At 52.6% G+C, this 26,630-nt stretch carries 26 protein-coding genes and 1 tRNA gene; 16 read left to right on the top strand and 11 right to left on the bottom strand.

From position 1 onward, the window contains the following. Positions 1-79: 79 nt before the first annotated feature. Positions 80-1,513, bottom strand: coding sequence for a 6-phospho-beta-glucosidase (locus ACSZPU_RS10605; protein ID WP_498998344.1), 1,434 nt, complete (start codon positions 1,511-1,513; stop codon positions 80-82). A 122-nt stretch (positions 1,514-1,635) separates the two neighbouring features. Beyond that, positions 1,636-2,364 (bottom strand): MurR/RpiR family transcriptional regulator, encoded by a 729-nt coding sequence (locus tag ACSZPU_RS10600; RefSeq protein WP_498998346.1) that lies wholly within the window; start codon positions 2,362-2,364, stop codon positions 1,636-1,638. A 52-nt stretch (positions 2,365-2,416) separates the two neighbouring features. On the opposite strand from ACSZPU_RS10600, the gene yqfB reads away from it, so the two are divergent. After that, positions 2,417-2,728 carry a N(4)-acetylcytidine aminohydrolase gene (gene yqfB, locus ACSZPU_RS10595; RefSeq protein WP_498998342.1) on the top strand — a complete coding sequence of 104 codons (312 nt, stop codon included), beginning with the start codon at positions 2,417-2,419 and terminating at the stop codon, positions 2,726-2,728. A gap of 160 nt (positions 2,729-2,888) precedes the next feature. Next, positions 2,889-3,548 carry a PAQR family membrane homeostasis protein TrhA gene (gene trhA, locus ACSZPU_RS10590; RefSeq protein WP_498998341.1) on the top strand — a complete coding sequence of 220 codons (660 nt, stop codon included), beginning with the start codon at positions 2,889-2,891 and terminating at the stop codon, positions 3,546-3,548. A 131-nt stretch (positions 3,549-3,679) separates the two neighbouring features. Here the strand turns inward: trhA and ygfZ are convergent, their stop codons facing one another. Beyond that, positions 3,680-4,663, bottom strand: coding sequence for a tRNA-modifying protein YgfZ (gene ygfZ / locus ACSZPU_RS10585; protein WP_498998340.1), 984 nt, complete (start codon positions 4,661-4,663; stop codon positions 3,680-3,682). Between the two features lie 249 nt (positions 4,664-4,912). On the opposite strand from ygfZ, the gene sdhE reads away from it, so the two are divergent. Both sdhE and ACSZPU_RS10575 read left to right on the top strand, forming a co-directional pair. Then, on the top strand, positions 4,913-5,179 hold the full coding sequence (sdhE, locus tag ACSZPU_RS10580) for an FAD assembly factor SdhE (protein WP_498998338.1): 267 nt from the start codon (positions 4,913-4,915) through the stop codon (positions 5,177-5,179). Next, positions 5,160-5,576 (top strand): protein YgfX, encoded by a 417-nt coding sequence (locus tag ACSZPU_RS10575; protein ID WP_498998337.1) that lies wholly within the window; start codon positions 5,160-5,162, stop codon positions 5,574-5,576. Before sdhE ends, ACSZPU_RS10575 begins: the two co-directional genes overlap by 20 nt. A 2-nt stretch (positions 5,577-5,578) precedes the next feature. Here the strand turns inward: ACSZPU_RS10575 and fldB are convergent, their stop codons facing one another. After that, on the bottom strand, positions 5,579-6,100 hold the full coding sequence (gene fldB / locus ACSZPU_RS10570; protein ID WP_498998336.1) for a flavodoxin FldB: 522 nt from the start codon (positions 6,098-6,100) through the stop codon (positions 5,579-5,581). Positions 6,101-6,202: 102 nt separating this feature from the next. Between fldB and xerD the strand changes: the two genes are divergently transcribed. From xerD to lysS, 5 genes are all read left to right on the top strand, one after another. Next, complete coding sequence (gene xerD / locus ACSZPU_RS10565) at positions 6,203-7,099, top strand: site-specific tyrosine recombinase XerD (protein ID WP_498998334.1); 897 nt, start codon at positions 6,203-6,205, stop codon at positions 7,097-7,099. 24 nt (positions 7,100-7,123) lie between these two features. Beyond that, positions 7,124-7,837 (top strand): bifunctional protein-disulfide isomerase/oxidoreductase DsbC, encoded by a 714-nt coding sequence (gene dsbC / locus ACSZPU_RS10560; RefSeq protein WP_498998332.1) that lies wholly within the window; start codon positions 7,124-7,126, stop codon positions 7,835-7,837. Positions 7,838-7,842: 5 nt separating this feature from the next. Further along, complete coding sequence (recJ, locus tag ACSZPU_RS10555) at positions 7,843-9,576, top strand: single-stranded-DNA-specific exonuclease RecJ (protein WP_498998330.1); 1,734 nt, start codon at positions 7,843-7,845, stop codon at positions 9,574-9,576. A 91-nt stretch (positions 9,577-9,667) separates the two neighbouring features. Then, positions 9,668-10,766, top strand: a protein-coding gene (prfB, locus tag ACSZPU_RS10550) for a peptide chain release factor 2 (protein WP_498998328.1) whose coding sequence is annotated in 2 segments (ribosomal slippage) — positions 9,668-9,742 and positions 9,744-10,766 — 1,098 coding nt in all. Because the reading frame shifts where the segments join, the coding sequence is not laid out codon by codon here. Between the two features lie 9 nt (positions 10,767-10,775). Further along, positions 10,776-12,293, top strand: a complete 1,518-nt coding sequence (lysS, locus tag ACSZPU_RS10545) for a lysine--tRNA ligase (protein ID WP_498998325.1) — start codon at positions 10,776-10,778, stop codon at positions 12,291-12,293. Positions 12,294-12,340: 47 nt separating this feature from the next. Here the strand turns inward: lysS and idi are convergent, their stop codons facing one another. From idi to ACSZPU_RS10525, 4 genes are all read right to left on the bottom strand, one after another. Beyond that, entirely contained in the window at positions 12,341-12,892 is a 552-nt protein-coding gene (idi, locus tag ACSZPU_RS10540) for an isopentenyl-diphosphate Delta-isomerase (RefSeq protein ID WP_498998323.1), read from the bottom strand. A gap of 96 nt (positions 12,893-12,988) precedes the next feature. Next, on the bottom strand, positions 12,989-13,705 hold the full coding sequence (locus tag ACSZPU_RS10535; protein WP_498998320.1) for a DUF554 domain-containing protein: 717 nt from the start codon (positions 13,703-13,705) through the stop codon (positions 12,989-12,991). Between the two features lie 16 nt (positions 13,706-13,721). After that, a complete protein-coding gene (locus ACSZPU_RS10530) occupies positions 13,722-14,309 on the bottom strand; it encodes a UbiX family flavin prenyltransferase (protein WP_498998318.1) in 588 nt (195 codons plus the stop codon). A 10-nt stretch (positions 14,310-14,319) separates the two neighbouring features. After that, positions 14,320-15,813 (bottom strand): UbiD family decarboxylase, encoded by a 1,494-nt coding sequence (locus ACSZPU_RS10525; RefSeq protein ID WP_498998316.1) that lies wholly within the window; start codon positions 15,811-15,813, stop codon positions 14,320-14,322. 218 nt (positions 15,814-16,031) lie between these two features. On the opposite strand from ACSZPU_RS10525, the gene ACSZPU_RS10520 reads away from it, so the two are divergent. From ACSZPU_RS10520 to ACSZPU_RS10500, 5 genes are all read left to right on the top strand, one after another. Continuing rightward, positions 16,032-16,931, top strand: a complete 900-nt coding sequence (locus tag ACSZPU_RS10520; protein WP_498998314.1) for a LysR family transcriptional regulator — start codon at positions 16,032-16,034, stop codon at positions 16,929-16,931. Positions 16,932-16,996: 65 nt separating this feature from the next. Then, the gene (actS, locus tag ACSZPU_RS10515) at positions 16,997-17,725 is read left to right on the top strand and encodes an amidase activator ActS (RefSeq protein ID WP_498998312.1); all 729 of its coding nucleotides are present in this window, start codon (positions 16,997-16,999) and stop codon (positions 17,723-17,725) included. A 92-nt stretch (positions 17,726-17,817) separates the two neighbouring features. Next, positions 17,818-17,891: transfer RNA gene (locus ACSZPU_RS10510), tRNA-Gly, on the top strand. A 621-nt stretch (positions 17,892-18,512) separates the two neighbouring features. Continuing rightward, positions 18,513-19,553 carry a mandelate racemase/muconate lactonizing enzyme family protein gene (locus ACSZPU_RS10505; protein WP_498998310.1) on the top strand — a complete coding sequence of 347 codons (1,041 nt, stop codon included), beginning with the start codon at positions 18,513-18,515 and terminating at the stop codon, positions 19,551-19,553. Further along, positions 19,546-20,826 (top strand): MFS transporter, encoded by a 1,281-nt coding sequence (locus tag ACSZPU_RS10500; RefSeq protein ID WP_498998308.1) that lies wholly within the window; start codon positions 19,546-19,548, stop codon positions 20,824-20,826. Before ACSZPU_RS10505 ends, ACSZPU_RS10500 begins: the two co-directional genes overlap by 8 nt. Positions 20,827-20,921: 95 nt before the next feature. Here the strand turns inward: ACSZPU_RS10500 and ACSZPU_RS10495 are convergent, their stop codons facing one another. Both ACSZPU_RS10495 and ACSZPU_RS10490 read right to left on the bottom strand, forming a co-directional pair. Next, on the bottom strand, positions 20,922-21,749 hold the full coding sequence (locus ACSZPU_RS10495; protein WP_498998306.1) for a phosphoenolpyruvate hydrolase family protein: 828 nt from the start codon (positions 21,747-21,749) through the stop codon (positions 20,922-20,924). A 16-nt stretch (positions 21,750-21,765) separates the two neighbouring features. Next, positions 21,766-22,983, bottom strand: a complete 1,218-nt coding sequence (locus tag ACSZPU_RS10490; protein ID WP_498998305.1) for a Tm-1-like ATP-binding domain-containing protein — start codon at positions 22,981-22,983, stop codon at positions 21,766-21,768. Between the two features lie 305 nt (positions 22,984-23,288). On the opposite strand from ACSZPU_RS10490, the gene ACSZPU_RS10485 reads away from it, so the two are divergent. Together ACSZPU_RS10485 and ACSZPU_RS10480 are read left to right on the top strand one after the other, a co-directional pair. Beyond that, a complete protein-coding gene (locus ACSZPU_RS10485) occupies positions 23,289-23,918 on the top strand; it encodes a TetR/AcrR family transcriptional regulator (RefSeq protein ID WP_498998303.1) in 630 nt (209 codons plus the stop codon). 421 nt (positions 23,919-24,339) lie between these two features. Next, positions 24,340-25,884: a methyl-accepting chemotaxis protein gene (locus tag ACSZPU_RS10480; RefSeq protein WP_498998300.1), complete on the top strand. Its 1,545-nt coding sequence runs from the start codon at positions 24,340-24,342 to the stop codon at positions 25,882-25,884. Positions 25,885-25,932: 48 nt separating this feature from the next. Here the strand turns inward: ACSZPU_RS10480 and ACSZPU_RS10475 are convergent, their stop codons facing one another. After that, positions 25,933-26,460: a cysteine hydrolase family protein gene (locus ACSZPU_RS10475; RefSeq protein WP_498998298.1), complete on the bottom strand. Its 528-nt coding sequence runs from the start codon at positions 26,458-26,460 to the stop codon at positions 25,933-25,935. Between the last annotated feature and the right edge of the window lie 170 nt (positions 26,461-26,630).

The following is a 26,630-nucleotide window of genomic DNA, read 5'->3' as shown; positions in this document are numbered from 1 at the left end:
CCATAAATTAACCTGCTTTTGATGTTGGATTGAACATATCAAAATCAGGCAATTACACAATTTTATGTACAGGCTCCTGTTAGATATTCTCGCCGTTGCTGGCGATCACTTCTTTATACCAGTCGAAGCTCTTCTTACGGGAACGGGACATGTCGCCGGTACCGTCGTCATGTTTGTTCACATAGATAAAGCCGTAGCGTTTGCTGTACTGACCGGTGGTGAAAGACACGCAGTCGATGCAGCCCCACGGTGTGTAACCCATCAGGTCAACGCCGTCGTAGGTCACCGCTTCAACCATCTCTTTCACGTGAGCGCGCAGGTAATCGATACGATAATCGTCGATAATGCTGCCATCTGCTTCCACTTTGTCGTACGCGCCAAAGCCGTTTTCAACAATAAACAGCGGCTTCTGGTAGCGCTCATACAGTTCGCACAGCGCATAACGCAGGCCTACCGGGTCAATCTGCCAGCCCCAGTCGGACGCTTTCACGTGTGGGTTCGGTACGCTGCCCTGGAAGCCGGAAATGGCATCACCGGTGCCGCCTTCAGCTTTCACTGCATTGGTCATGTAGTAGCTAAAGCCGAGGTAATCACAGGTCCCTTCACGCAGAGCCTGCTCGTCACCTGCTTCCATTTTGATGTTGAAGCCACGGCGTTCCCATTCATTCAGCACGTAAGACGGGTAGTAACCGCGCAGCTGGACATCGGTAAAGACATAGCGCTCACGCATGGATTCCTGCGCAAACATCATGTCTTCAGGCTTACAGGAGAACGGATACAGCGGCACCATGGCCAGCATGCAGCCGATTTTCATTTCCGGATTGATATGGTGACCGATTTTCACGGCAATAGCGCTGGCCACGAACTGATGGTGAAGCACCTGATACATGGTCTCTTCCGGGTTTTCATGGTCGGTATAGACCACGCCGGAGCAGCAGTAGCCGAACAGCGGCGCACGCCAGTTACGCTGGTTGTTGATTTCGTTAAAGGTCATCCAGTATTTGACCTTCGCTTTGTAGCGCTCAAACACCACTTCGGCGAAGCGAACAAAGAAATCAACGACTTTGCGGTTAGTCCAGCCGCCGTATTCCTGCACCAGGTGCAACGGCATTTCGAAGTGGGACAAGGTGATGACCGGTTCGATGTTATATTTGAGCAGTTCGTCAAACATATCATCATAGAATTTCAGGCCTTCTTCGTTTGGTTGCAGCTCGTCGCCTTTCGGGAAGATGCGCGTCCAGGCGATAGAGGTGCGGAAGCATTTGAAGCCCATTTCGGCGAAGAGTTTGATGTCTTCTTTGTAGTGGCCGTAAAAATCGACCGCTTCATGGTTCGGGTAGTATTTCCCTTCAATGACCTGCTGGGTGATTTCACGTGGAACGCCATGCGCGCCGCCGGTGAGCACGTCACAAATGCTCAGGCCTTTTCCGCCCTGATTCCAGCCGCCTTCAACCTGGTGCGCGGCAACGGCGCCGCCCCATAAAAAGTCTTTCGGTAAGGTCAATTTTTTCATCGTTGCTACTCTCGCCCTGGTAATAAAATCTGCGTTCGAGTCTAGCAAAGGGAATAAAAATGTCACGATATAACAAATTACCGCTATGGTGACTTGTTACATCAATAAAACAATATGTTTTTTTATGCGATTTTCTTCGCCAGTTTCCGGCCAAGTGATTCCAGAATATAGATAACTGGAATTTGCGTCGTAATATCATAAACCCCGGCAATACGCGTTTGCGGCACATGCCAGGAGAGATTGAAATCCGCCAGTTTTGCCAGCCGAGAATGTTCATGGCTGGTGATGGTCAGGACTTTGCAGTGATGGAGGCTGAACTGGCTGGCGAAGCGCAGGATCTCTTCGGTTTCCCCGGAGACAGACAACACGATGGCCAGGGCATTTCTCGCCATATCATTGGTCACCGGGAAATAAGGATCGTCGATATGGTTACTGAATTTCCCGACATTTGAAAAGAAGCGTGCGCCATATTTTGCCAGGGCACCAGATGTTCCTGCACCAACAAATATAATACGTTCCGACGATAATATAATATCGACCGCTTTATCTAATAATGTATCGAACTCATCGTTATTCACACTTTTAAAAAAGCTGATAATTTCGCTGGCGCCGAAATTAGCTTGTTGAGGTTCGTTTTGTTCTAAATATAATTTAAAGCGGACGCGAAACTCTGAATAACCTTCACATTGCAGCTTGCGGCAAAAACGCAGCACCGTGGTAGTGGAAACTCCCGCCCCGTCGGCCAGTTCACGGATGGTCATGTACATTACTTTGTCACGATTTTTGACGACATAGTTGTAGACCATCATCTCAAGATTGTTGAGACAGGCGATAGCGGCGTGGGAGAAGATACTCACAGTGGCAACGACTCACTTATCAGATTTATCATCAGGGAATAATAACATGCAGCCGAACGACATCACTTTTTTTCAGCGCTTTCAGGACGACATTCTGGCAGGCCGCAAAACCATTACTATCCGCGATGAAAGTGAATCGCACTTTCGTGCCGGGGATGTTCTGCGCGTGGGCCGCTACGAAGATGATGGCTATTTTTGCACCATCGAGGTGACCCGCATGTCAACCACCACCCTCGACAGCCTGACTGAACAGCATGCACAGCAGGAAAACATGTCCCTGGCTGAGCTCAAGCGTGTGATCGCAGACATCTACCCTGGGCAGCAGCAGTTTTATGTGATTGATTTCAAGGTTGTTTAAAAACAGTAACACCTGTTAGTTTAAATTTTAATGTAACGTACTGATATTTAACTATTCATATAAATATCATGATTTATTTAAGCGAACAGGTGTGCACTGGAATCATTCTCAGTTACTCTATACGCGCGACGTTTTATTTTGAGTTCTCCCGGAGTTAACTATGGTGGATAAACCATTAATCGCGCAGGGATACACGCTGGCTGAGGAAATAGCCAACAGCATCAGTCACTGCATCGGGCTGGTGTTTGGTATCGTAGGACTGGTGCTTCTGCTGGTGCAGGCCGTGGACAGCAATGCGAGTACCATGGCGATCACCAGTTACAGCCTCTATGGCGGAAGCATGATTTTGCTGTTTCTCGCCTCCACGCTTTATCACGCCATACCGCATCAGCGGGCAAAAGTGTGGCTTAAGAAATTCGACCATTGTGCGATCTATCTGCTGATTGCCGGGACCTATACGCCGTTTCTGCTGGTAGGGCTGAATTCACCGCTGGCACGGGGATTGATGATTGTTATCTGGAGCCTGGCGCTACTGGGGATCCTGTTCAAGCTGACCATTGCCCACCGTTTTAAAGTGTTGTCGCTGGTGACCTATCTGACCATGGGTTGGCTGTCGCTGATTGTGGTTTATCAGCTTGCGACCCGACTGTCCGTTGGTGGGGTGGCGTTGTTGGCGCTAGGCGGTGTGGTCTATTCGCTGGGCGTGATATTTTACGTCTGTAAACGTATTCCCTATAACCACGCTATCTGGCACGGCTTCGTGCTGGGCGGCAGTGTGTGCCACTTCCTGGCGATTTATCTGTATGTCGGGCAAGCTTAAATAGGCCGTAGCGTTAGCGGAAAATTCCCCGGCGGCGCTGCGCCTGCCGGGGCTACGAGTTTGTGCGGCTGTGAGCCCATCACCTTCGGGGGGGGGGGGGGCGCCAGACGCTCCTGCCCGGAAACGATAACTTAATCTTCTTCCAGTGAATAGGGGAGCGGCTCGATGTTCAGAGTGTTGGCATCGTCTCGCACGCGGAATACGCTGTCTGGCTCCATATCGTTATTCATCACCACCTGCACCAGCAGTTTGCCGTCATCCAGTTGAGCGGCAGCCAGCACCGTACCGGTACGACGCCAGTTTTCACCCATCTTCAGTTCCAGGTCTTCACCCGCTTCCGGCACCCGGCTTGCTTTACCCGTCAGATACCACAGCGCACGTTTATTCGCGCCACGGAATTTCGCACGCGCAACCATCTCCTGGCCGGTGTAACACCCTTTCTTGAAACTAATACCGCCCAGTGCCTGAATATTTGTGGCCTGCGGAATAAACTGCGCACTGTTGACGGTATCGATGATCGGTAAACCCGCTTCGATATTGAGCGCCAGCCACTGCTGGCTGTTGTTCAACTGCGCTTCGCCACGCAGAGCTTCAGTCACTTTTTCCGCGGTGGCAACGTCTGTCACCAGCAAGAAATGTTCTGCCGGATGAGCAAACCACAGCAGGGTGGTTTCGCCATCGTGTGTGACCTGTTTGTCGGCATCCGGCAGCGCTGAAAACAGATTGGTCAGTGCGGCACGAGCCTGGAATCCGGCGATGCCGAGCAGCACATATTCATTGTCTGCTTCAATAGCGACTTTGGAGAACACCGCGTACTTTTTCAGTTCTTTAAGCTGAGATTCCGCAACGCTGCGGCGCAGGATCCAGCTAAAACCGTCGGTGGTGCGGAACAGGCGCATGTTGCTCCACATTTTGCCTTTCGCATCGCAGTGCGCGGCCAGCAGATGCTGATCGTCGGTAAGTTTCGCTACATCGGCCGTTACCTGGCCTTGCAGGTATTTCTCACTGTCTGCGCCTTTGATAGTGGCCAGCGACCAGTCGTCGAGGGTCATAAGCGTCAACGGCAGGCGCGCTGAGGCGGTCGGCTGGCGCGGAGGGAACGGAGTAAAAGCCATAGTAATGTCCTGGTTAGCCTGATGCGTATTATTACCTAATGGTAAAAGAGCCGTTGCCCAATGCAAGCGATAAAAACAGGCGATTTGTGCCTTATAAAAAGTATGGGAAAAGCCACGCAAAATGACCGCAAGCGTTGCAATGCATGGGATTTATTCTGGAAGTCTCCGCGTAAATATAAATATTCCGCCGATGGATGATTAAAAACACGTTACAATAGCAACCCATCGTGGCTATGCAGGTTTCAGAACATGGATATTAATAACAAAGCCCGCATTCATTGGGCATGCCGACGTGGAATGCGTGAGCTGGATATTTCCATCATGCCTTTCTTTGAACATGAATATGATTCGCTGAGTGATGCTGACAAACAGGTGTTTGTGCGTCTTCTCCAGAGCGATGATCCAGATTTATTTAACTGGCTAATGAATCACGGCAAGCCTCAGGACGAGGAGCTGCAGCGAATGGTCCAGTTAATTCAGACACGGAATCGGGAACGTGGTCCTGTGGCAATCTGATATACGCGTCTCGTGGCGCTCACAATGGCTTTCACTTTTACTCCATGGCTTGATGGCGGCTTTCGTGTTGCTGTTGCCCTGGCCGTTGAGCTATACGCCGCTTTGGTTGCTGCTGTTGTCGCTGGTGGTGTTCGACAGCGTACGGAGCCAGCGGCGCATTAATGCCTGTCAGGGAGAGATCAAACTGCTGATGGACGCGCGATTGCGCTGGCAGGGCGTGGAATGGGATATCGTCGGAACGCCGTGGATGCTGAACATTGGCATGATTCTGCGTTTGCGCCGGGAAGAAGACGGTCGCCGCCAGCATCTGTGGCTGGCAGCAGACAGCATGGATGCGCAAGAGTGGCGTGATTTACGCCGACTGATTTCGCAGCAATCGGCGCAGCGCCAGCACTAAGCTCAGGCGAACTGCCCGGCCATTTCCACCAGAATCTGTTCGCACCAGTTCTGGATTCGCTCTTCGCTCAGATCGTATTGATTGGTTTCATCCAGCGCCAGACCCACAAACAGCTGTCCGTCGGCGATGATCGGTTTGGTGCTGGTGAACTCGTAGCCTTCTGTTGGCCAGTACCCTATAAATTTCACACCGCGCGGAGCCAGTTTATCGTGCAGCATGCCGAGTGCGTCGAGGAACCATTCGCCGTAGCCGAGCTGGTCGCCCATGCCGTAAAGCGCGACGATTTTGCCGTCGAGATTAAGCGTGTCGAGCTGCTCCCAGATGGTTTCCCAGTCTTCCTGCAGTTCGCCGAAGTCCCAGGTGGGGATGCCAAGAATCAGGGCGTCGTACTGCTCCATTAACGCAGGAGCGTCGTCTTTCAGATTGTGTAACGTCACCAGTTCCGGGCCGATGATATCGCGGATTTTCTCTGCCGCCATTTCGGTGTAGCAGGTACTGGAACCATAAAACAGGCCGATGTTCATAACGTAAACTTCTCAATTCCGGATGTGTCTTTGCGAGCAGTGTACCAGAATCGTACCGCAATCAGGCATAATGCAACGATTCGAAAGCATGGAGGAGCACAGGTGGAACAAGATTTCGCACGTATCGAGCAGTTTCTCGATGCCCTCTGGCTGGAACGAAACCTGGCGGAAAACACCCTCAGTGCGTATCGCCGAGATTTACAGGGTCTTGTGGAATGGCTGCATCATCAGGGGCTGTCGCTGGAAAGTGCGCAGGCGGATGACCTACAAAACCTGCTGGCGCAAAGGATGGACGGTGGCTACAAGGCGACCAGCTCAGCGCGATTGCTCAGCGCGATGCGCCGTTTCTTCCAGCACCTGTATCGGGAGAAGTATCGCCAGGACGATCCCAGCGCATTGCTCGCGTCGCCAAAACTGCCGCAGCGTCTTCCGAAAGATCTCAGTGAAGCGCAGGTTGAGCGGTTATTAGCGTCGCCGACCGTTGACCAGCCGCTGGAGTTACGCGATAAAGCGATGCTGGAGGTGCTCTATGCCACCGGGCTTCGCGTTTCTGAACTGGTCGGGCTAACGATGAGCGATATCAGCCTGCGTCAGGGGGTTGTACGTGTCATCGGTAAAGGGAATAAAGAGCGTCTGGTTCCGTTGGGAGAAGAAGCCGTGTACTGGGTAGAAAACTATCTGGAGTACGGGCGTCCCTGGCTGCTGAATGGCGTATCGATTGATGTGCTTTTTCCGAGCCAACGCGCGCAGCAGATGACGCGGCAAACATTCTGGCATCGCATCAAGCATTATGCGCAGCGGGCGGGCATCGACAGCGAGAAACTCTCGCCGCACGTTTTACGCCACGCGTTTGCTACCCATTTGCTCAATCACGGTGCAGACTTACGTGTGGTCCAGATGTTGCTCGGCCACAGCGATCTCTCCACCACCCAGATTTATACGCATGTCGCGACGGAGCGGCTGCGACAGCTTCATCAGCAACATCACCCGCGGGCGTGATCGTTGGTTTTAAAAGGATACGTTATGAAAAAAGGTTTGATCATGTTCACCCTGCTGGCGGCGGCGCTGACCGGCACCGCGCATGCGGACGATGCGGCCATCAAGCAGTCGCTGGCAAAACTGGGTGTACAGAGTTCCGATATTCAGCCTGCACCCGTTGCCGGAATGAAGACCGTGATGACCAACAGTGGCGTGCTGTATGTCACCGACGACGGCAAACACATTATTCAGGGTCCTATGTACGACGTGAGCGGCGCTCAGCCGGTGAACGTTACCAACCAACTGCTGATGACCCATCTCAACGCACTCGAAAAAGAGATGATTGTCTATAAAGCGCCGCAGGAAAAACATGTGATCACCGTGTTCACGGACATCACCTGCGGCTACTGCCACAAGCTGCATGAAGAGATGGCGGACTACAACGCGCTGGGTATCACCGTGCTCTATTTGGCCTTCCCGCGTCAGGGGTTGCAGAGCCAGGCCGAGCAGGATATGAAAGCCATCTGGTGTGCAAAAGACCGTAACAAAGCCTTTGACGATGCGATGGGCGGTAAGGGCGTTAAGCCAGCCAGTTGCGATCTCGACATTGCTGACCACTACGCGCTCGGCGTGCAGTTTGGCGTGAACGGTACGCCTGCCATTGTGCTGAACGATGGCTACGTTGTACCGGGATATCAGGGGCCGAAAGAGATGAAAGCCTTCCTCGACGAACATCAAAAACAGACGGGCGGTAAGTAATTCTCGTGAAAGCCGAAATTCGACTTCGCCGCCGCGAGGCAAACGACGCGGCGGATTTACCTGCCGACCTTTCCCCACTTCTGCGCCGCCTTTATGCCAGCCGCGGCGCCTGCAGCGCGGCGGATCTGGAGCGCGGTGTAAAAGGCATGCTGCCCTGGCAGCGGCTGTACGGCATTGATAAAGCGGTAGAAATCCTCCATAACGCCCTGCGCGAAGGGCTGCGTATTGTGGTGGTCGGGGATTTTGACGCCGATGGCGCAACCAGTACCGCGTTGAGCGTACTGGCGCTACGGGCGTTGGGAGGCAATAACATCGCCTATCTGGTGCCGAACCGTTTTGAAGACGGCTACGGGTTGAGCCCGGAAGTAGTGGATCAGGCGCACGCCCACGGCGCACAACTGATCCTGACCGTGGATAACGGCATTTCTTCCCATTCCGGGGTGGAGCGGGCGCATGCGCTCGGCATCCCGGTGGTGGTGACCGACCACCATCTTCCCGGTGAAACCCTGCCAGCTGCCGAAGCCATCATTAACCCGAATCTGCGCGAGTGTGATTTCCCGTCGAAATCGTTGGCGGGTGTAGGGGTTGCCTTCTACCTGATGCTGGCGTTGCGCACCTTTTTACGTGATAAAGGCTGGTTTGATGAACGCGGTCTGGCGATCCCTAATCTGGCGGAACTGCTTGATTTAGTGGCATTAGGTACTGTGGCGGACGTTGTGCCGCTGGATGCCAACAACCGCATTCTGACCTGGCAGGGCTTAAGCCGCATTCGCGCCGGGAAATGCCGTCCGGGCATCAAAGCGCTGCTGGAAGTGGCTAACCGTGATGCCCAAAAACTGGCGGCCAGCGATTTAGGTTTTGCCCTTGGCCCGCGTCTGAATGCCGCCGGGCGCCTGGATGATATGTCCGTTGGAGTGGCGCTGTTGCTCAGCGACAACCTCGGCGAAGCCCGCGTGCTGGCAAGTGAGCTTGATGCGCTCAATCAGACGCGCAAAGAGATTGAGCAGGGCATGCAGGCGGAAGCGTTGACGCTGTGCGAAAAGCTGGAGCGCAGTCGCGATACGCTGCCGGGCGGTCTTGCTATGTATCATCCTGAATGGCACCAGGGAGTGGTCGGTATTCTGGCGTCACGGATTAAAGAACGCTTCCACCGTCCGGTTATCGCTTTCGCGCCCGCCGGGGATGGCACACTGAAAGGCTCAGGACGTTCAATCCAGGGGCTGCATATGCGCGATGCGCTGGAGCGTCTGGATACGCTTTATCCCGGGCTAATGATCAAGTTCGGCGGTCATGCGATGGCGGCAGGATTGTCGCTGGAAGAGGCGCGTTTCGACGAGTTTCAGCGCTATTTTGGCGAACTGGTCACCGAATGGCTGGATCCGGCGCTGTTACAAGGTGAAATTGTCTCTGATGGCCTGTTAAAACCGGATGAAATGACCCTTGATACAGCTGAAATGCTGCGCGATGCCGGGCCCTGGGGGCAGATGTTCCCGGAACCGTTATTCGATGGCGAATTCCGCCTGTTGCAGCAGCGGCTGGTGGGTGAGCGCCACCTGAAGGTGATGGTTGAACCGGTTGGCGGCGGCCCGCTGCTCGACGGTATTGCCTTCAATGTTGATACCAGTTGCTGGCCCGATAACGGCGTGCGTGTTGTCAATATCGCTTATAAACTGGATGTGAATGAGTATCGCGGTAATCGCAGCGTGCAATTAATCATTGATCACCTGTGGCCAATTTAACGCCAGTATTCTCTACTCATAAGCGCCGAAATCCGGTAAAATTCCGCTCTTATGACCGCATTTTGACAAGTCCATCTAAAGAAATCAGACCATGTTTGAAATTAATCCGGTAAAAAATCGCATTCAGGACCTCACGGAGCGCTCCGACGTTCTTAGGGGGTATCTTTGACTATGACGCCAGGAAAGAGCGTCTGGAAGAAGTAAACGCCGAGCTGGAACAGCCGGATGTCTGGAACGAACCCGAACGCGCACAGGCGCTGGGTAAAGAACGTTCCGCTCTCGAAGCTATCGTAGAAACGCTCGATCAGATGAGTCAGGGGCTGGAAGATGTTGCCGGCCTGCTGGAACTGGCTGTCGAAGCTGACGACGAAGAAACCTTCAACGAAGCTGTCGCTGAACTCGACGTACTGGAAGAGAAGCTGGCACAGCTCGAATTCCGCCGTATGTTCTCCGGTGAATATGACAGCGCCGATTGCTACCTGGATATCCAGGCCGGTTCCGGCGGTACAGAAGCGCAGGACTGGGCCAGCATGCTGACGCGTATGTATCTGCGTTGGGCCGAAGCGCGCGGCTTTAAGACCGAGATCATCGAAGAATCCGAAGGTGAAGTGGCGGGCATCAAGTCCGTGACCATCAAGATTATTGGCGATTACGCCTACGGCTGGCTGCGTACCGAAACCGGCGTTCACCGCCTGGTACGTAAGAGCCCGTTCGACTCCGGCGGCCGTCGCCACACGTCATTCAGCTCTGCCTTCGTTTACCCGGAAGTCGATGACGATATTGATATCGAAATCAACCCGGCGGATCTGCGTATCGACGTTTACCGCGCCTCCGGTGCGGGTGGTCAGCACGTTAACCGTACGGAATCTGCGGTACGTATTACCCACATTCCGACCAACACGGTTACCCAGTGCCAGAATGACCGTTCACAGCACAAAAACAAAGACCAGGCCATGAAGCAGATGAAAGCGAAGCTTTATGAACTGGAAATGCAGAAGAAGAATGCCGAGAAGCAGGCGATGGAAGACAACAAGTCAGACATCGGCTGGGGTAGCCAGATTCGTTCGTATGTCCTTGATGATTCCCGTATCAAAGATCTGCGTACCGGGGTTGAAACCCGCAATACGCAGGCGGTGCTGGATGGCAGCCTGGACCAATTTATCGAAGCAAGTTTGAAAGCAGGGTTATGAGGAACCAACATGTCTGAACAACACGCACAGGGCGCTGACGCGGCAGTCGATCTTAATAATGAACTGAAAACCCGCCGCGAGAAGCTGGCACACCTGCGTGAGCAGGGCGTGCCGTTCCCGAACGATTTTCGCCGTGACCATACTTCTGACCAACTGCACGCTGACTTCGATGGTAAAGAAAACGAAGAGCTGGAAGCGCTGAACATCGAAGTGGCCGTTGCTGGCCGTATGATGACCCGTCGTATTATGGGTAAAGCCTCCTTCGTTACGCTGCAGGATGTCGGTGGCCGCATTCAGCTGTACGTTGCCCGTGACGATCTGCCGGAAGGCGTTTACAACGAGCAGTTCAAGAAATGGGACCTGGGTGATATCCTGGGCGCGAAAGGTAAGCTGTTCAAAACCAAGACCGGCGAGCTGTCCATTCACTGTACTGAACTGCGTCTGCTGACCAAAGCTCTGCGCCCGCTGCCGGACAAATTCCATGGCCTGCAGGATCAGGAAGCGCGTTATCGCCAACGTTATCTGGATCTGATCTCTAACGACGATTCCCGCAACACGTTCAAAGTGCGTTCCAAAATCATGGCCGGTATTCGCCAGTTCATGGTGAATCGCGACTTTATGGAAGTGGAAACCCCGATGATGCAGGTGATCCCTGGCGGTGCGTCTGCGCGTCCGTTTATCACCCATCACAACGCCCTGGACCTGGACATGTACCTGCGTATCGCGCCGGAACTGTACCTGAAACGTCTGGTGGTTGGCGGCTTCGATCGCGTGTTCGAAATCAACCGTAACTTCCGTAACGAAGGTATCTCCGTTCGCCACAACCCTGAGTTCACCATGATGGAACTCTACATGGCGTACGCGGATTACAAAGATCTGATCGAACTGACTGAATCACTGTTCCGCACGCTGGCGCAGGACATTCTGGGTAAAACCGAAGTGCCTTACGGTGACGAAGTGTTCGACTTCGGTAAGCCATTCGTGAAGCTGACCATGCGCGAAGCGATCCAGAAGTACCGTCCGGAAACCAACATGGCGGATCTGGATAACTTCGACTCAGCGAAAGCGATCGCAGAAAGCATCGGCATCAAAGTTGAGAAGAGCTGGGGTCTGGGCCGTATCGTGACCGAGATCTTCGAAGAAGTGGCCGAAGCACACCTGATTCAACCTACCTTCATCACCGAGTATCCGGCAGAGGTTTCTCCGCTGGCGCGCCGTAATGACGTGAACCCGGAAATCACCGACCGCTTCGAGTTCTTTATCGGTGGTCGTGAAATCGGTAACGGCTTTAGCGAGCTGAACGATGCAGAAGATCAGGCACAACGCTTCCAGGATCAGGTTAACGCCAAAGATGCGGGCGATGACGAAGCGATGTTCTATGACGAAGACTACGTGACCGCGCTGGAACATGGTCTGCCGCCGACTGCAGGTCTGGGCATTGGTATCGACCGTATGGTTATGCTGTTTACCAACAGCCACACCATCCGTGACGTGATCCTGTTCCCGGCGATGCGTCCGGTAAAATAAGTCGTTAAGACGTGAAAAATGCCCCGACGTGAAAACGCGGGGCTTTTTTATTGCCTGACGCTGGCGGCAAACTGCCGGAGTTGATCTTTTGCGTTCTCTGCTTCTAACACCATCCACGGACTAAATGCCCACGGGGTAGCAGCCAGTGAAAGGAAGAGTGCGTCGAGTTCAACCCACTGATATGCCATCACTTCCTCGCTGTTAGCCATTACGGGGGTAAGGATTTGGGCGGCAAAAACCGGGCAAATCTCGTTTTCGACGATCCCGGAAGGGTCGATTTCCCGATAGCGGAAACCCGGTGAAACCGATGTGATATCGATAATATCGACACCCACTTCATAGCGGCAGCGACGAACGATCGCCTGTTCGACTATTTCCCCTTCTTGCGGATGACCGCAGACCGAGTTAGTCCAGACGCCTGGCCAGGCTTTTTTGCTCATGGCGCGGCGCGTGACAAGGCACTCGCCTTTGGCGTTGAAAAGCCAGGAGGAGAAAGCCAGATGCAGCGGCGTGTCTGAAGTGTGGGCGGCGTACTTCTCCAGTGTGCCGATTTCCTGTCCCTGTTCATTCAGTAAAATGACGTGTTCTTGAGTGCTCATTGTGGCTCCTGTCTAAACGCCGGATGGCACTGTGCTTACCCGACCTACGGCTTGGATAAGCACAGCGCCACCGGGCGAGCACATTATATCGCACTCTTACGCAAACAAGTTGGCCCACAGAGCGGAAAACGGCATCACCAGTATGAGTCCGGGTAGCATGTTGGCGACAGGGAAGGGTTTTATATTGCAGATACGTAGCCCCGTGGCCACCATAATCAGCCCGCCTGCGCAGGAGAAATCCGCCATCATATCGGGGGTGATCATATGCAGGATGTAAACGGCAATGGTTGCCAGCGCGACTTGCACAATGATCAGCGGAATACCGATGGTCATCACCGAGAAACCGAGCATGGTGGCAAAAATCGCGGCAGTGAACAGATCCAGTACCGTTTTGATATACAGAATCGACGGATCGCCGGTCATCCCTTCATGCATTGCCCCAAAGATCCCGGTGCCGCTGGCGCAGAACAGCACCAGAATGGCGACGAATTTTTCCGTAAATTCGTCATGCGTCAGCCCCTGTACTGGCGGGAAAACTCGGTTGATCAAACCGCGCGTGGTACCTGCGGCTTTACCAATCTGTTTTTCCAGGAAGAAGACTTCCCCGATGACCGCGCCCAGTACCATTGCCAGTACGACGGCGGGCATAAACTTCACTTTGATAACCAGATTGATACCCAGGCCAATCGAGCACAAACCAAAAGTCAGCGGCAGGGCGACTTTGACGCGATCCGGAATACGGGTACCAACAAGGGAGCCGAGCAGGCCGCCGATAACGACTGCAGCACCATTAACATAAGGTCCAATTAACATAGAAATTCCTGCGAAATTAAGCGCGATGAAGCAAGTTCCCCTCGCCCCAGCGCGGGATGTTTTTAACATCAATATCGAACAGATCCAGCGCGCGGCTGACACTATGCGTAATGATTTCATTGGCCGTTTGCGGGCGCTGATAGAGCGCCGGAACCGGCGGGAAAATAATCCCGCCCATCTCTGTAACGTCCTGCATATTGCGAATGTGCCCCAGGTTAAGCGGCGTTTCGCGTGCCAGCAGTACCAGGCGGCGGCGCTCTTTGAGCACCACATCGGCCGCCCGGGTCAGCAGGTTATCGGTAAGACAGTGTGCGATGGATCCCAGAGATCGCATCGAACACGGGGCGACTAACATCCCCAGGGTCTTAAACGACCCGCTGGAAATAGAAGCCCCAAGATTTCCGATCGGATGCACCACATCCGCCAGCGCCATTACCTCATTTAGCCGATAATTCGTTTCCAGCTCGCAGGTTTTTTCCGCCCCTTTTGTAACGACCAGATGGACTTCGAGATCCTGCCCACGTAAAAGCTCCAGTGCCTTCACGCCATACTGAAAACCAGAAGCACCGCTTATGCCGACAATGATGCGTCGTGATGTGGTCACACTTATCCCCTTATTCGAAGTCTGGCAGGAAACGTTTCACATCCACCTCTTTGAACTTCGAGCGTTCAAAGTGGCTTTTCAGATGGAACGGTACCGTACAGTCGAAGATCGTTTTGCAGGATGTCCCCTGCTGCAGAATGCTCGGGCTGTATTCTGGAATCTGCGACGGATCGAGCGGGTGGCAGCGAACGCCAGGGATAGTGATGGTATCCACATCGCCCTGATAGCGGGTTTGCATCGCCCACAGCACATCGTCACTGTCGAAAATGTCCACGTCTTCATCCACCAGAATGACGTGTTTCAGCTCCGGGAATGCTGCGAATGCGAGCAGTGCAGCCTGACGTTGACGGCCTTCATCCACCGCTGCCGCTTTCTTAAATTGCATCACGGCCAGCAGTTTGCCGCCGCCCGCAGAGTGTGCAAACACGTTCAGTAATTTGCCTGGCATTGCACGGCCCACCATATCCAGGATGCTGGCTTCGGTAGGGATGCCCGCCATGTTGACGTGTTCTTCGCCTGGCCCTACGGTGGTGCGCCAGATCGGGTTGTAGCGATGGGTGACCGCTTTCACTTTGATAACTGGCAGCGCGTTTTTGGCTTCGCCGGTGTAGCCCGGGAATTCCGGCATCGCTTTACCGGTATTGGTGTTCTGGTCTTCGCGAAGACGCACGTTTGGCAGCAGTTCGCCTTCAATGACGATTTCTGCATGGGCGATGGCTTTTTCGTTAATGGTTTTACACTGCACCATGTCCACCGCACGGCCGCGCAGCGCGCCGGCAACGCTCAGCTCGTCATAGCCCAACGGGGTGGTCGGCGGCTCAAAGCAGGCAGCGATTTCGATAGCCGGATCCACGCCGATGCTAATGGAGATGGGCAGCGGTTGGCCTGCGGCTTCTGCTTTCATGCGGAACGCATCGATATGGCGGCCTGGTGTCAACCACATGGACAGCTCATCACGGCTCTGTACGCACTGGCGGTGAATGGTTATGTCGGATTCGCGGGTTTCCGGATCGGAGGCATAGCACAGCCCCATTGTGATGTACGGACCCGCATCCTCTTCTGTGTTGGTCGGTGCAGGCAGTAATTTACGCAGATCGAAATCAGGATCGCTGGCGAGATGAACAACCTGCTGGCAAACGGCATCGTCCTGGCTCAGTACCGGCGGAATCGGGTTTTGCACGGAGTCTTTCAGCAGGTGGCCGAGTTTTTCCGGTGGGCAGTTGAGAAAGTGGCTGACGCGTTTGCGTGAACCATTAAGGCCAATTGCCACACTGATATCGTGAAAGCCTTTCACTTTGTTGAACATCATGACCGGGCCATTTTTGCGCGTCGGACGCTGGCAGGTACCGCCTGCGCCAACATAGCGATAAACGCCAGACAGCTCGGCATGTGGATCCACTTCGGTATCGGTTTCCACATATTCGCCGGGCAAGGTTTTTAATAATTCGAGCGCTGAACGTAAATCGTAAACATCGCTGGTAGGTTTATTTTCTGAATTTGACATAGCCTGTTCCATCTCAAGAAAGATAATTAAGGTCTGCGCCTACCTTATTTCTCCGGTGTTTTTTTAACAAATACCGTTTTCCTGATTCTCCCCATATCAAAAAAGTACTCTTTACACAGATGTTAAATATTTAAATGGAAAGTAAAAAAACTAACGCGCTTTTCCTTTGGCGCGGTAAGTGTGATACTGGGCGCCTTCATGTGACGGAGTGTAAACGTATGGATTTGAAAAGATTACGTTATTTTTGCCGCGTGGTGGAACAGGGCTCTGTAAGCCAGGCTGCAAAGGTGCTGAATATGGCACAACCTCCGCTCAGCAAGCGTATCCAGGAGCTGGAAGAAGAGCTGGATGTACCGTTGTTTACGCGACAGGGAAATCGCATTGAACCCACGGATGCCGGTTATTTTCTTTATCGTAAAGCCTGTGAAATATTACGTCAGGTCGAAGATACTGCCAGGGAAACCGTGGCGATTGCTAATAAAGAGAAATTCCAGTTAAGAATCGGGTTAACCCATCTTTTTCAATCCTATTTTAAACCACTGCTCCTGGAGTTATATAAACGCCACCCGCAGGCGGAAATAAATATCTCGGTCACGGACTCCAGTCATTTAGAGACGATGCTGAATGAAGGGACTATCGATCTGGCCTTGATTCAGCGCCCCTACCGCAGTGAGGGATTTGATTTTGTCTCCTTCGACCCGGTCAGGCTGGTGGCGGTGATCAGTAAAAAATGCCTGCCGCAAATACCGCAAAGCCCGTTTGATTATCAGGCGCTGGCGGCATTTCCGCTGGTGCTATTGCACCGGGCGAAAGATTCCGGCACCTATGAAATGTTGATCGACCTGTTCCGCAAAGCGGGGGGCAACCCGAAGGTCATCATGCATATCACCCAGCCGGGCGTTATTCTGGAGTGGCTGGAGTCCGGGCTGGCAGCGGCGACCTTATTGCCCTCCTCAGAGGTGGACGCATCGAAGCTGGCAAACTGCCACGTGGTGGATGTTTTTCCTTCGCCGCAGGTCTTTTATCCGGCACTGGTGAAAATCCCGGCCATAAACTGGCTGCCTGAAATCATGGAAATTATTGCTCACGGCTATCCCTTTAACGCCAGCGAGCGCTAAGTGGTTGGCATCCCGGCGTTGGCTGCCTAGAATAAGAGGCCATTCATTTTTACAGAGGATCTGTTTTGCGTGCAGGAAGCCTGACGAGAAACCCTTTCCACATTGTCATTTGCCTGGCCGTGGCGTTATTGCTGGCGGGGTGTGCTGGCAGCAAATCGTCCGATAGCGGCAACGTTTACACGGTGAAACGTGGGGATACGCTGTACAAAATATCGCGCCAGACCGGCACCAGCGTGAATGACCTTGCTCGGCTTAACGGGATTTCTCCGCCGTACACTATTGAGATTGGCCAGCGTCTGAAGCTGAACGGCTCGTCGAAATCGTCCTCAGCAAAAGGCGGCACTCAAACGGCGAAAGTCGTCCCTTCATCGGCTGTACCGCTCTCTTCCTGGCCGCCCGTCGGGCAACGCTGCTGGCGCTGGCCGACCACGGGTAAGGTGATCAGACCGTATTCCACCTCCGAAGGCGGGAACAAAGGGATCGATATCGCAGGGGCTCGCGGACAGCCGGTTTACGCGGCCGGGGCAGGGAAGGTGGTCTATGCCGGCAATCAGCTGCGCGGTTATGGCAATCTGATCATGATTAAGCACAGTGATGAGTACATCACGGCCTACGCGCACAACGACACCATCCTCGTTAACAACGGGCAGAGCGTGAAGATTGGGCAAAAAATTGCCACGATGGGCAGCAGTGATGCCGATGGGGTGCAGTTGCATTTCCAGATACGCTATAAGGCGACGGCTATCGATCCGCTGCGCTATCTGCCGCCGCAGGGTAGCCCACCGAAGTGTTAAAATTAGCGCTAAGCGATTAATTTATGGTCAGTTAGTCGTTTAGCGTCTTGCCAGCAGGCGTGTAAGGTTTATAATGCCTGTCACACCACAAAGCGGGTGTAGTTCAATGGTAGAACGAGAGCTTCCCAAGCTCTATACGAGGGTTCGATTCCCTTCACCCGCTCCATTTCTCTCTGAAAGACTTCCTGCTTACCATCGTTTTAGTTAACTGACGCTACGCCGTTTTGTTATACATTGCATATAAAAATAATCCACATTTCTAAAATACGACGGTTCATTCTGTTTGAGTTAATTTATCCCCTATAATTACTGTGTGAAAGCATGTTGTCTGTTCTGTCAGTATTAATGTACTACCAAAAGCCTAATTTCCGTTCCTGATATTCTGTTGATTTGAGGGGGAATAGTGAGATTAACATTCGAGCCTTGATTTTTTATTTCATTATATTTTTATATATTTCAATTGATTACTGGCCGTGATGCCGATCACGTTAGCAATAATAAATAATTTAATGTCGGCATAATTTATCTGGAATGTGATTAGTTCTGCATTCGTCTGTTCACTGTCACAAATAAACGCTGTTTGCTCACTCTATATATGTATTGATGCACAAAACACAGGCCTGAGGCATGCGCAATAATAAAATTGCCATTCTAATTATCTGATGCCAATACAATGAAAATACAAAAAATAGAAGTGCTAAGAATAGCTATCCCGTTTGAATCGGGAAGGCAAAAAAAAGAAAACGCGCAGCAGGATTATAATGCCGCGTCGCCCCTGTTGAGTAAGATGGAAACCCTGTTAATAAAGTTGCATGCCGACAACGGATTATATGGTTGGGGGGAAGCCTTCGGCCATCTCAGTAATCCTGTTACCTTTTTAGCACTGGAAAATCTCGTCGCCCCCTTCTTTGTTGGTCGGACATTCAGCACAACCGACGATATCGCAAATATTATGCAGGAGGCGGAAGTTGCGCTCCATGGTTTCGGGCGTACTGGCCCCGTGCGCTACGCGCTCTCTGCGGTGGATATCGCCCTGTGGGATTTGCTGGGTAAACAGCAGCAGCTACCGCTGTGGAAAATGCTCGGTGCGAGCCGTAACCGTATCGGTCTCTACCCCAGTCTGGTCAGCTATGACAACGACCCGCAGGCCGTAGCGAGCAAAGTGCGGGAGGTGTTTGAACTGGGTTATCACGAGATCAAATTGCATGAAACGACGTGGGAAGCCATCGCTGCCGCGCGTGACGTCCTCGGCGATCGCGGTGAACTGATGGTGGATGTGAACTGCCCCTGGACGCCACAAGAGGCGTTTGCCCATGCGCAGCGCCTGAAACCGCTGAACCTACAATGGCTCGAAGAGCCCGTATGGCCACCGGAAGATGTTTGCGGGCTGGCGAAAGTCCGCGAGGCAGGTGTGCCGCTTTCCGCCGGGGAAAATGCCGCTGGAGACGGGGATTTTATTAACCTCATCCTGCAGCGCGCGGTGGATATTCTCCAGCCAAGCGTCAGCAAAGTAGGGGGCATTACCGCCATGCTGCGCGTGATTGAGCTGGCGCAGACGCACGGTGTCAAAGTGGTTCCGCACTGCTTTTATTACGGAGCAGGTATGCTGGCAACCGCGCATCTGGTGGCTATGCTGCCGGACAATATCCGCCTCGAAGTGCCGTATATCCAGTGGATGCCGCCGTTACATGATTTCCTCAACTACCACCCGGAAATGACCTTGTCCGATAAACCCGGCTTAGGGTTTGAGCCGGATGAATCCGTTATTGCTGCTCATCTGCTTGCCAGCGCCGTTTGCTCATCCGCAAAAGGAGAACGTCATGCTTAAAAATCGCTATCGTTTGATCGTCGCGCTGCTGCTCTTTTGCGCCGGGATGCTTAACTATATGGATCGTGCGGCGCTGTCGGTTATGGCACCGCTGGTGAAGAGTGACCTGCATATTAACGATGCGCAATTGGGTTTTTTATTTAGCTTCTTCTTTGTCGGTTACTGTGCGTTCTGCTTTATCGGTGGCTGGGGGGCGGATAAGTTTGGCCCGCGTAAAGTGTATGCATGGGCGGCGACAATCTGGTCCGTCTTCTGCGGTGCGACGGCATTTGTGACCGGGTTCTGGCAACTGGTGGTGGTGCGCGTACTGTTTGGTATTGGTGAAGGACCGATGGGGACCACCACCAATAAATCGATCGCCAACTGGTTTCCGAAAAAAGAGATTGGCCGTGCGGTTGGTTTTACCAATGCAGGGCAGCCATTGGGGGCAGCGATTGCCGCACCGGTTGTCGGCCTGGTCGGGCTGGCTTTTGGCTGGCGCATCGCGTTTATCGTCATCGCCCTGTTAGGTCTTATCTGGGTTGCCGCCTGGTCGCTGTTGTTTCGTGATAAACCTGAACAGCACCCAAGTGTCAGCAAAGAAGAGGCGCTGTATATCAGTGCTGAAAGGCCTGCGAATCAGCAGAATGACGACGCGGCATCGCAATCACAGCATACGTTCTGGCACTACATCCTTTCCCCTTCCGTACTCGGGGTGGCCGCCGCGTTTTTCTGCTTCAACTATATCCAGTTCTTTTTCCTTTCCTGGCTGCCGAGCTATCTGACGGACTTCCAGCATCTGGATATTAAGAGCATGAGTATTATCGGTATTCTGCCGTGGCTGGGGGCGACCGTCGGCTTTATGGGCGGTGGTTCGGTCTGTGACGTGTTGTACCGTAAAACGGGCAATTTCCTGTTATCCCGCAAGCTGGTGATTTTTATCGGTCTGGCGATTGCCGGGGTGAGCGTGCTGGCAACCGCCTACACGCAAAGCCTAACCGGTGCCGTTTCCTGCATTACGCTGGCGACGATTTTTGCCTACATGACGCCGCAGGCATGCTGGTCGCTACTGCAGGATATCGTTCCGGCCGATCGTATCGGTACAACGGGCGGGTTTGTGCATCTGTTGGCGAACCTGGCGGGGATTATGTCTCCAGCTGTTACCGGGCTGTTGATTCAATACGGTGGCGGTTATCACTCGGCCTTTATTCTGGCGAGTGCGTTGTCGCTGGTGGGTATCGTTGCGCTGCTGGCGCTGGTAAGGCAAAAACGTGGTCAGCTGAATTTAGCGTAATGCGTGACAGCGGAAAGTAACAGGCAATAAAAAACCGGGGTGCATATACAAACCCCGGTAAAAGTTGTATCGATTATCAGGCTACGTGCTCCCGATCAGTTTCTTATTGCTTTAAATTGCCTTGTGGTCTCAGTTAATGCTATTTCCGTTGGCAGTCGCTCCATGGAACTCGCGCCGTAGAAGCCGTTACATTCAGGACAGTTCTCTAAAATGAATTTCGCATCTTCCGGTGTTGCAATAGGGCCACCATGGCACAGGACGATCACATCCGGGCGTACTTCTTTTGCCGCTTTCGCCCAGTCGTTAATTAATGGCACACAGTCTTTCAGGGTGAGGGCGGTTTCTGCGCCGATGTTTCCCCCGGTGGTTAATCCCATATGCGGAACAATAATGTCCGCCCCGGCTTTGGTCATCGCAATGGCATCTTCGCGGCTAAAGACATAAGGCGTGGTAAAGAGGCCTTTTTCATGCGCCAGGCGAATCATATCCACTTCCAGCGCGTACCCCATGCCGGTCTCTTCGAGATTGGCGCGGAAATTACCGTCGATCAGGCCCACGGTCGGGAAGTTTTGTACGCCAGCGAAGCCAATCGCTTTGATGTCGTCGAGAAACTTATCAAACTGGCAGAAGGGGTCAGTCCCGTTAACGCCCGCGAGAACCGGCGTTTTTTTGGTAACGGGCAGCACTTCTTTTGCCATATCCATAACGATTTCATTGGCGTTGCCGTAAGCCAGCAGACCGGCTAATGAACCACGGCCCGCCATGCGATAGCGACCTGAGTTGTAGATGACAATCAGATCGATGCCACCGGCCTCTTCGCATTTCGCCGACAAACCTGTGCCCGCTCCGCCGCCGATGATGGGTTCCCCCCGGGCAATCATCTGATGAAATTTTTGCAGTATTCCTTCGCGCGTATGTTTCATGGCTTTACTTCCGTCTTTAGTGAAATAATTCTTGGTGTAAATTTATAAGTAGCTGATTAAATTCGGCAGAATTGATGTGGTGTGGACTGACGATCAGTTTACGGTGCGGCGTTTCGACAAATGTTGCTTTAAACGCATCGAGAAAAGCCTGATCTGCTTCTGGATCCCAGAAATCCCCACCAACATTATCTAGGGCAGAAAAACCGCCCATGGGGATAGCAAATCTGACTTCGCCCTCACATCGATTTAAACGCCCGGCAATCCATGTCCCCATCTTGCCGTTTTCCTCTGGTGTTGTGCGCATCAATGTGACTTGTGGGTTGTGCTGATATAACCGACGACCCTTGTAGTGCCCGGGTACCGAAGGTCGGGACCCAAAATTAACCATATCAAGTGCCCCGCAAGAGCCAACATACGGGATTTTTGTGCGGGCAATCGCGCCGAAGCGATCATCACTACAGGCCAGAACGCCGCCAAATAAGAAGTCGCATACTTCGGTTGTGCTGATATCGAGTACGCTGTGTAATAAGTGGTTATCTGCCAGTTTTTCCATTGCTTTGCCCCCGCTGCCGGTGGCATGGAAAACCAGACAGTCATAATCGTTTTCTAGTTTTTGTGTTAATTGCTGCACGCAGGGCGTGGTGACGCCAAACATCGTCAGGCCAATGGCGGGTTTATCCGTGACGCTATCGCTGTCGTCCTGGTAGAACACCACCGCGCCGGCAATCTGATTAGCTGCGCTTTTTAATACCTTGCGGGAAATTCGGTTTAAGCCTGAAATATCGGTAACGGAGTTCATAATGGCAATATCACTGGCGCCGATATAGCCGGATACGTCACCGGATGCCATGGTAGACACCATCAGTTTGGGAATACCAATCGGCAGGCTTTGCATGGCTGGCGTAATTAACGCGGTATTACCCGATCCTCCTAATCCGATAATTCCCAACACATCTTCACGGCTTTTTAAAAAGAACTCGAAGGCGAGAGACATCGCGGTGATAGCTTTTCCTCTGTCACCACAAAAGACAGCACTTTCTCCATCAGGATGAAAGCGGGCCACGGTAGTTGCTGTAATATCCGCACCCCTTGTGGACGTATCAGCGACTGTCGTCAGGTCAACGATGAGCGCATCGGCGCCTGTTTTTTTAATCAACGACTTAACATAAAAAGCTTCCGTGCTTTTCGTGTCAAGAGTTGTTACGACGTATATGTAGCCATTGTCTTTGCTCACGTGTTCTCCTTAACTAAACTCACTTTTGTAACGAGTATTTCAGATTCGGAAGAGTGAAATGCATTTATTACGACAACGATTGAGACTGCCGTCTCAAAAAATGTAGCAGTGATTGAGACGGGCGTCTCAAAAAAGCTAGCATAAATGAGACGGTTGTCTCAATTATTTTTTAGTGTTAAAATTAACCGCATGTTTTTTTAAGGTAATTAAGTTTTAGCCGATCATGTTTTTGCATTTCGCGCCGCCTGGATGGGTCTGTGTTGATTTGCTATGTTTGTGTTACAACGAGTGTGGTTGGGAAAGTCATGATGTATGGAGAGGAAGCTTTGGAGCCATCTGTAACGCGTAAGAAAACGTATGATTTGCTAATGAATAAGGCGTTGGTTTTGTTTGAACAAGGGGAGATTCCGTCCATTTCCCGGTTAGCAACCGAAGCCGGTGTCTCACGGGCAACCGCCTACCGTTACTTCCCCACCCAAAGCGATTTAATTGCCGCTGCCGTTGGCGCGAGTCTGGAAACCATTCGGGAATGGAAACCCCAAAGCGATGATAACGTCGCTGAGCGTATTTCCGAATTGTTCGATTTTGCGTTCCCGGAGATGTTCCGCCACGAAGGTGCGCTGCGTGCCGCCCTGCTTGTTTCGTTACAGCAGTGGGCGATGGAGCGTCAGTCACCGGGCAAAATGGAAAAAAAGCTGGTCCGTGGTAACCGCAAAGCGACACTCGCGCGGGTGATGGAACCGGTGAAAGAAAAATATTCCCCCGACATGTACCGTAAGGTCATTGCTGCCTTCTCGCTGTTGTACGGTTCAGAAGTCTTTCTGGTAATGAAAGATATCTGGGGCATGGACAATCAGCAGGTTATTGATAACGTCCAGTGGATGGCTAAAGCCATTATCAATCAGGCCGAGAGAGAGTCCCGGACGGACCAATAAGCACCTGGCTCACCTCCTGCACAATAAGTAAGGGGCCGCTGCCCCGCTTACTTATTCAACCTTGTTTACCGCATGTTTAAGTATATTTTAAAATAGAATTTAGCCACCCTAAAGTATCATCTGAATATATCGGGAATAATTTGCTTTAGGGCTGTTTTTTTTATCTTTTTTATGCTCGTTAAGTCAATTTTATGGCGTCAAAAATGATAAGCGTGCTTAGCGGTTTTTTAATCGTGAATAATTGTCGTAGATTATAGAAGTGGCATTTTGTGGTGATAAAATCCGTTTGTGAACTATGCTGGTTCTTATGGCTTATTTATTTCAACAGCATAATTTAATTGATTTTCTCTTGTTTCTTTCAGTGTAACAACAGGCCTTCAATATAAATAAACTCTCTTAAGCTTTATGGGGAATACATTCTATGCGTGAGAATCACCCTGTAACACAGCAAGAACTCGTTTTTGATAATGATGCGACATTGATGTCTACAACGGATCCTGAGAGTTATATTAATTACGCTAATGATGCCTTTATTCAGGTGTCCGGTTTTTCGCTCAGCGAACTGGACGGGCAACCGCATAATCTGGTTCGTCATCCGGATATGCCACCGCAGGCATTTTCAGACATGTGGTTCACTCTCAAGCAAGGTGAACCCTGGAGTGGCCTGGTAAAAAACCGCTGCAAAAATGGCGATCACTATTGGGTCCGCGCCAATGCGATTCCGATCATTCGCAAAGGTGATGTGAAGGGATATATGTCGGTGCGTACCAGGCCTGATGCCGCCGAAGTCGCCAGGGCCGACGATCTGTATCGCCAGTTCCGGGAGGGGGATGCAGGTGGCAAGCATCTCTTCAAAGGGTTGCTCATTCGTAAAGGGTTTATGCGCTGGCGATCGTGGCTTGTCACCATGCCGCTGCGCTGGCGGCTACGTTCAGCACTGGTGATAACCTTTTTGCTTAGCGTTTTGGTGGGGGCATTGTGTCAGCTGTCGCCCGGTCAGATGGGCACTTTTACCGGCGCGATGGCGGTTCTGCTTTTGGCGGTGATGGCATGGCTGGAAATGCAAATCGTGCGCCCCGTCGAACGCCTGTGTCATCAGGCTCTGCAGGTGGCGACGGGGGAAACACAGCAGGTGGAACAACCGACACGCATAGACGAAGTTGGCGTCACCTTACGGGCGATCGGCCAGCTTGGGCTGATGTTTCGTTGGTTGATTAACGATGTCAGTAGTCAGGCGGTGACCGTACTGAATGCCGCTGATGCCTTATGTAAAGGTAACGACAGCCTGAGCCGTCAGACGGACCAGGCGGCGGCGAATGTGCAGCAAACGGCGACGACCATGAACGAGCTGGCGGCGACCGTAAAAAGCAATACCCAGACTGCCGCCGAGGCCAGCGCCCTGTCGCAGGGGGCGCGTGAAGCAGCGGAGCGGGGCGGCAAAGTGATGAACGGCATGATCGACATGATGGGCAATATTGGTAACAGTTCCGATCAGATAGCCAACATCACCAGCATCATCGACAGTATCGCCTTTCAGACCAATATCCTGGCGCTGAATGCCGCCGTTGAAGCCGCACGCGCGGGCGAGCAGGGGAAAGGCTTTGCGGTGGTAGCTGGTGAAGTGCGCATTCTTGCCCAGCGTAGCGCCAGTGCGGCCAGTGAAATCAAAACGCTAATTGAATCCAGCGTGACCCAGGTGCGTTCCGGCAGCCAACTGGCAGATGACGCCGGAAAAACGATGCAGGAGATCGTCGACAAGGTGAAAAACGTCACGCAGTTGATTGAGCACATCAGCCAGGCGACGGCCGAACAGGACTCGGCAATCAGTCAGATGAGCCTGGCGGTAGAAGAGCTCGATAAACTCACCCAGCAAAATGCCGACCGCGTTCAGGAAGGCGCAGAGGCATCAGACAAGTTGAATAACCAGGTCACGAGACTGGCGGAAGCTATCTCCGTGTTCCGCTAACCCCTCCAGAGTGGCCCCGCACGGTATTGCGGGGCTTTTTATGCGTGATTAAAACGGACAGTCACCCGTCGACAGCAGTTTGACAAACGGGCCGCTGAGCGTGCGGTTGTGATGGGCGATAATGGTCTCTGCGCTCAGGACGGGCGTGTCCATGGTGGTATGCGCATCGGCGACCAGCAGAGGAGCAAGCCCCAGCTCCGCCGCATCTCTGCAGGTGGTATCGACGCAAAATTCGGTTTTCATACCCACAATCACCAGCTCATTAACGTTTGCCTCGCGTAGCCACTGTGCGAGCGGGGTTCCCACAAAGCAACCTGGACGGGTTTTATCGAACACCCGGTCACGAGCCTTATCCAGATGAAGCGCGGGGAGCAGTTTCGTCAGTGGGCTGCCGGGTTCAATTGGCGAACCCGCCGGGCCGGTATAGCGAGCGGCGAAAACGGGAGCCTGCGCCTGATGCGCCCGGTCTATCAAGGTGTTGATATTGGCCAGCACGTGTTCGCCGTCATACGGTTTTTCCGGGCCGTGGAACAACCCCATTTGCATATCGATAATTAAGAGGGCGCGGTGGAACATGGTGTGTCTCCTTGTCAGTTGCCGATGAGGCCAGGAGCACAGCAGAAACCCGGCCAGAACTGGCGGGTTTTGAGGATAAGTCTGTGTTAGTTAACGCTAGGCTGTGTCCCTTAATCACCTGAGTTATAGTAACTGTCTTTTTCAACAACATATTGAACTATGGCTCGCTA

The organism is Phytobacter sp. V69, from assembly GCF_965644215.1.
Classification (GTDB): Bacteria; Pseudomonadota; Gammaproteobacteria; order Enterobacterales; family Enterobacteriaceae; genus Phytobacter.
This window is presented reverse-complemented; position numbering and strand designations above follow the sequence as displayed.

Bases quoted from the DNA above. Each gene is read 5' to 3' on its own strand.
- ACSZPU_RS10535 (WP_498998320.1), bottom strand. From the start codon at position 13,705: ATGTTAATTGGACCTTATGTTAATGGTGCTGCAGTCGTTATCGGCGGC.
- ACSZPU_RS10525 (WP_498998316.1), bottom strand. From the start codon at position 15,813: ATGTCAAATTCAGAAAATAAACCTACCAGCGATGTTTACGATTTACGT.
- fldB (WP_498998336.1), bottom strand. From the start codon at position 6,100: ATGAACATCGGCCTGTTTTATGGTTCCAGTACCTGCTACACCGAAATG.
- lysS (WP_498998325.1), top strand. From the start codon at position 10,776: ATGTCTGAACAACACGCACAGGGCGCTGACGCGGCAGTCGATCTTAAT.
- ACSZPU_RS10480 (WP_498998300.1), top strand. From the start codon at position 24,340: ATGCGTGAGAATCACCCTGTAACACAGCAAGAACTCGTTTTTGATAAT.
- idi (WP_498998323.1), bottom strand. From the start codon at position 12,892: ATGAGCACTCAAGAACACGTCATTTTACTGAATGAACAGGGACAGGAA.
- dsbC (WP_498998332.1), top strand. From the start codon at position 7,124: ATGAAAAAAGGTTTGATCATGTTCACCCTGCTGGCGGCGGCGCTGACC.
- ACSZPU_RS10500 (WP_498998308.1), top strand. From the start codon at position 19,546: ATGCTTAAAAATCGCTATCGTTTGATCGTCGCGCTGCTGCTCTTTTGC.
- ACSZPU_RS10505 (WP_498998310.1), top strand. From the start codon at position 18,513: ATGGAAACCCTGTTAATAAAGTTGCATGCCGACAACGGATTATATGGT.
- ygfZ (WP_498998340.1), bottom strand. From the start codon at position 4,663: ATGGCTTTTACTCCGTTCCCTCCGCGCCAGCCGACCGCCTCAGCGCGC.
- ACSZPU_RS10475 (WP_498998298.1), bottom strand. From the start codon at position 26,460: ATGTTCCACCGCGCCCTCTTAATTATCGATATGCAAATGGGGTTGTTC.
- ACSZPU_RS10605 (WP_498998344.1), bottom strand. From the start codon at position 1,513: ATGAAAAAATTGACCTTACCGAAAGACTTTTTATGGGGCGGCGCCGTT.
- sdhE (WP_498998338.1), top strand. From the start codon at position 4,913: ATGGATATTAATAACAAAGCCCGCATTCATTGGGCATGCCGACGTGGA.
- ACSZPU_RS10520 (WP_498998314.1), top strand. From the start codon at position 16,032: ATGGATTTGAAAAGATTACGTTATTTTTGCCGCGTGGTGGAACAGGGC.
- trhA (WP_498998341.1), top strand. From the start codon at position 2,889: ATGGTGGATAAACCATTAATCGCGCAGGGATACACGCTGGCTGAGGAA.
- ACSZPU_RS10495 (WP_498998306.1), bottom strand. From the start codon at position 21,749: ATGAAACATACGCGCGAAGGAATACTGCAAAAATTTCATCAGATGATT.
- yqfB (WP_498998342.1), top strand. From the start codon at position 2,417: ATGCAGCCGAACGACATCACTTTTTTTCAGCGCTTTCAGGACGACATT.
- ACSZPU_RS10485 (WP_498998303.1), top strand. From the start codon at position 23,289: ATGATGTATGGAGAGGAAGCTTTGGAGCCATCTGTAACGCGTAAGAAA.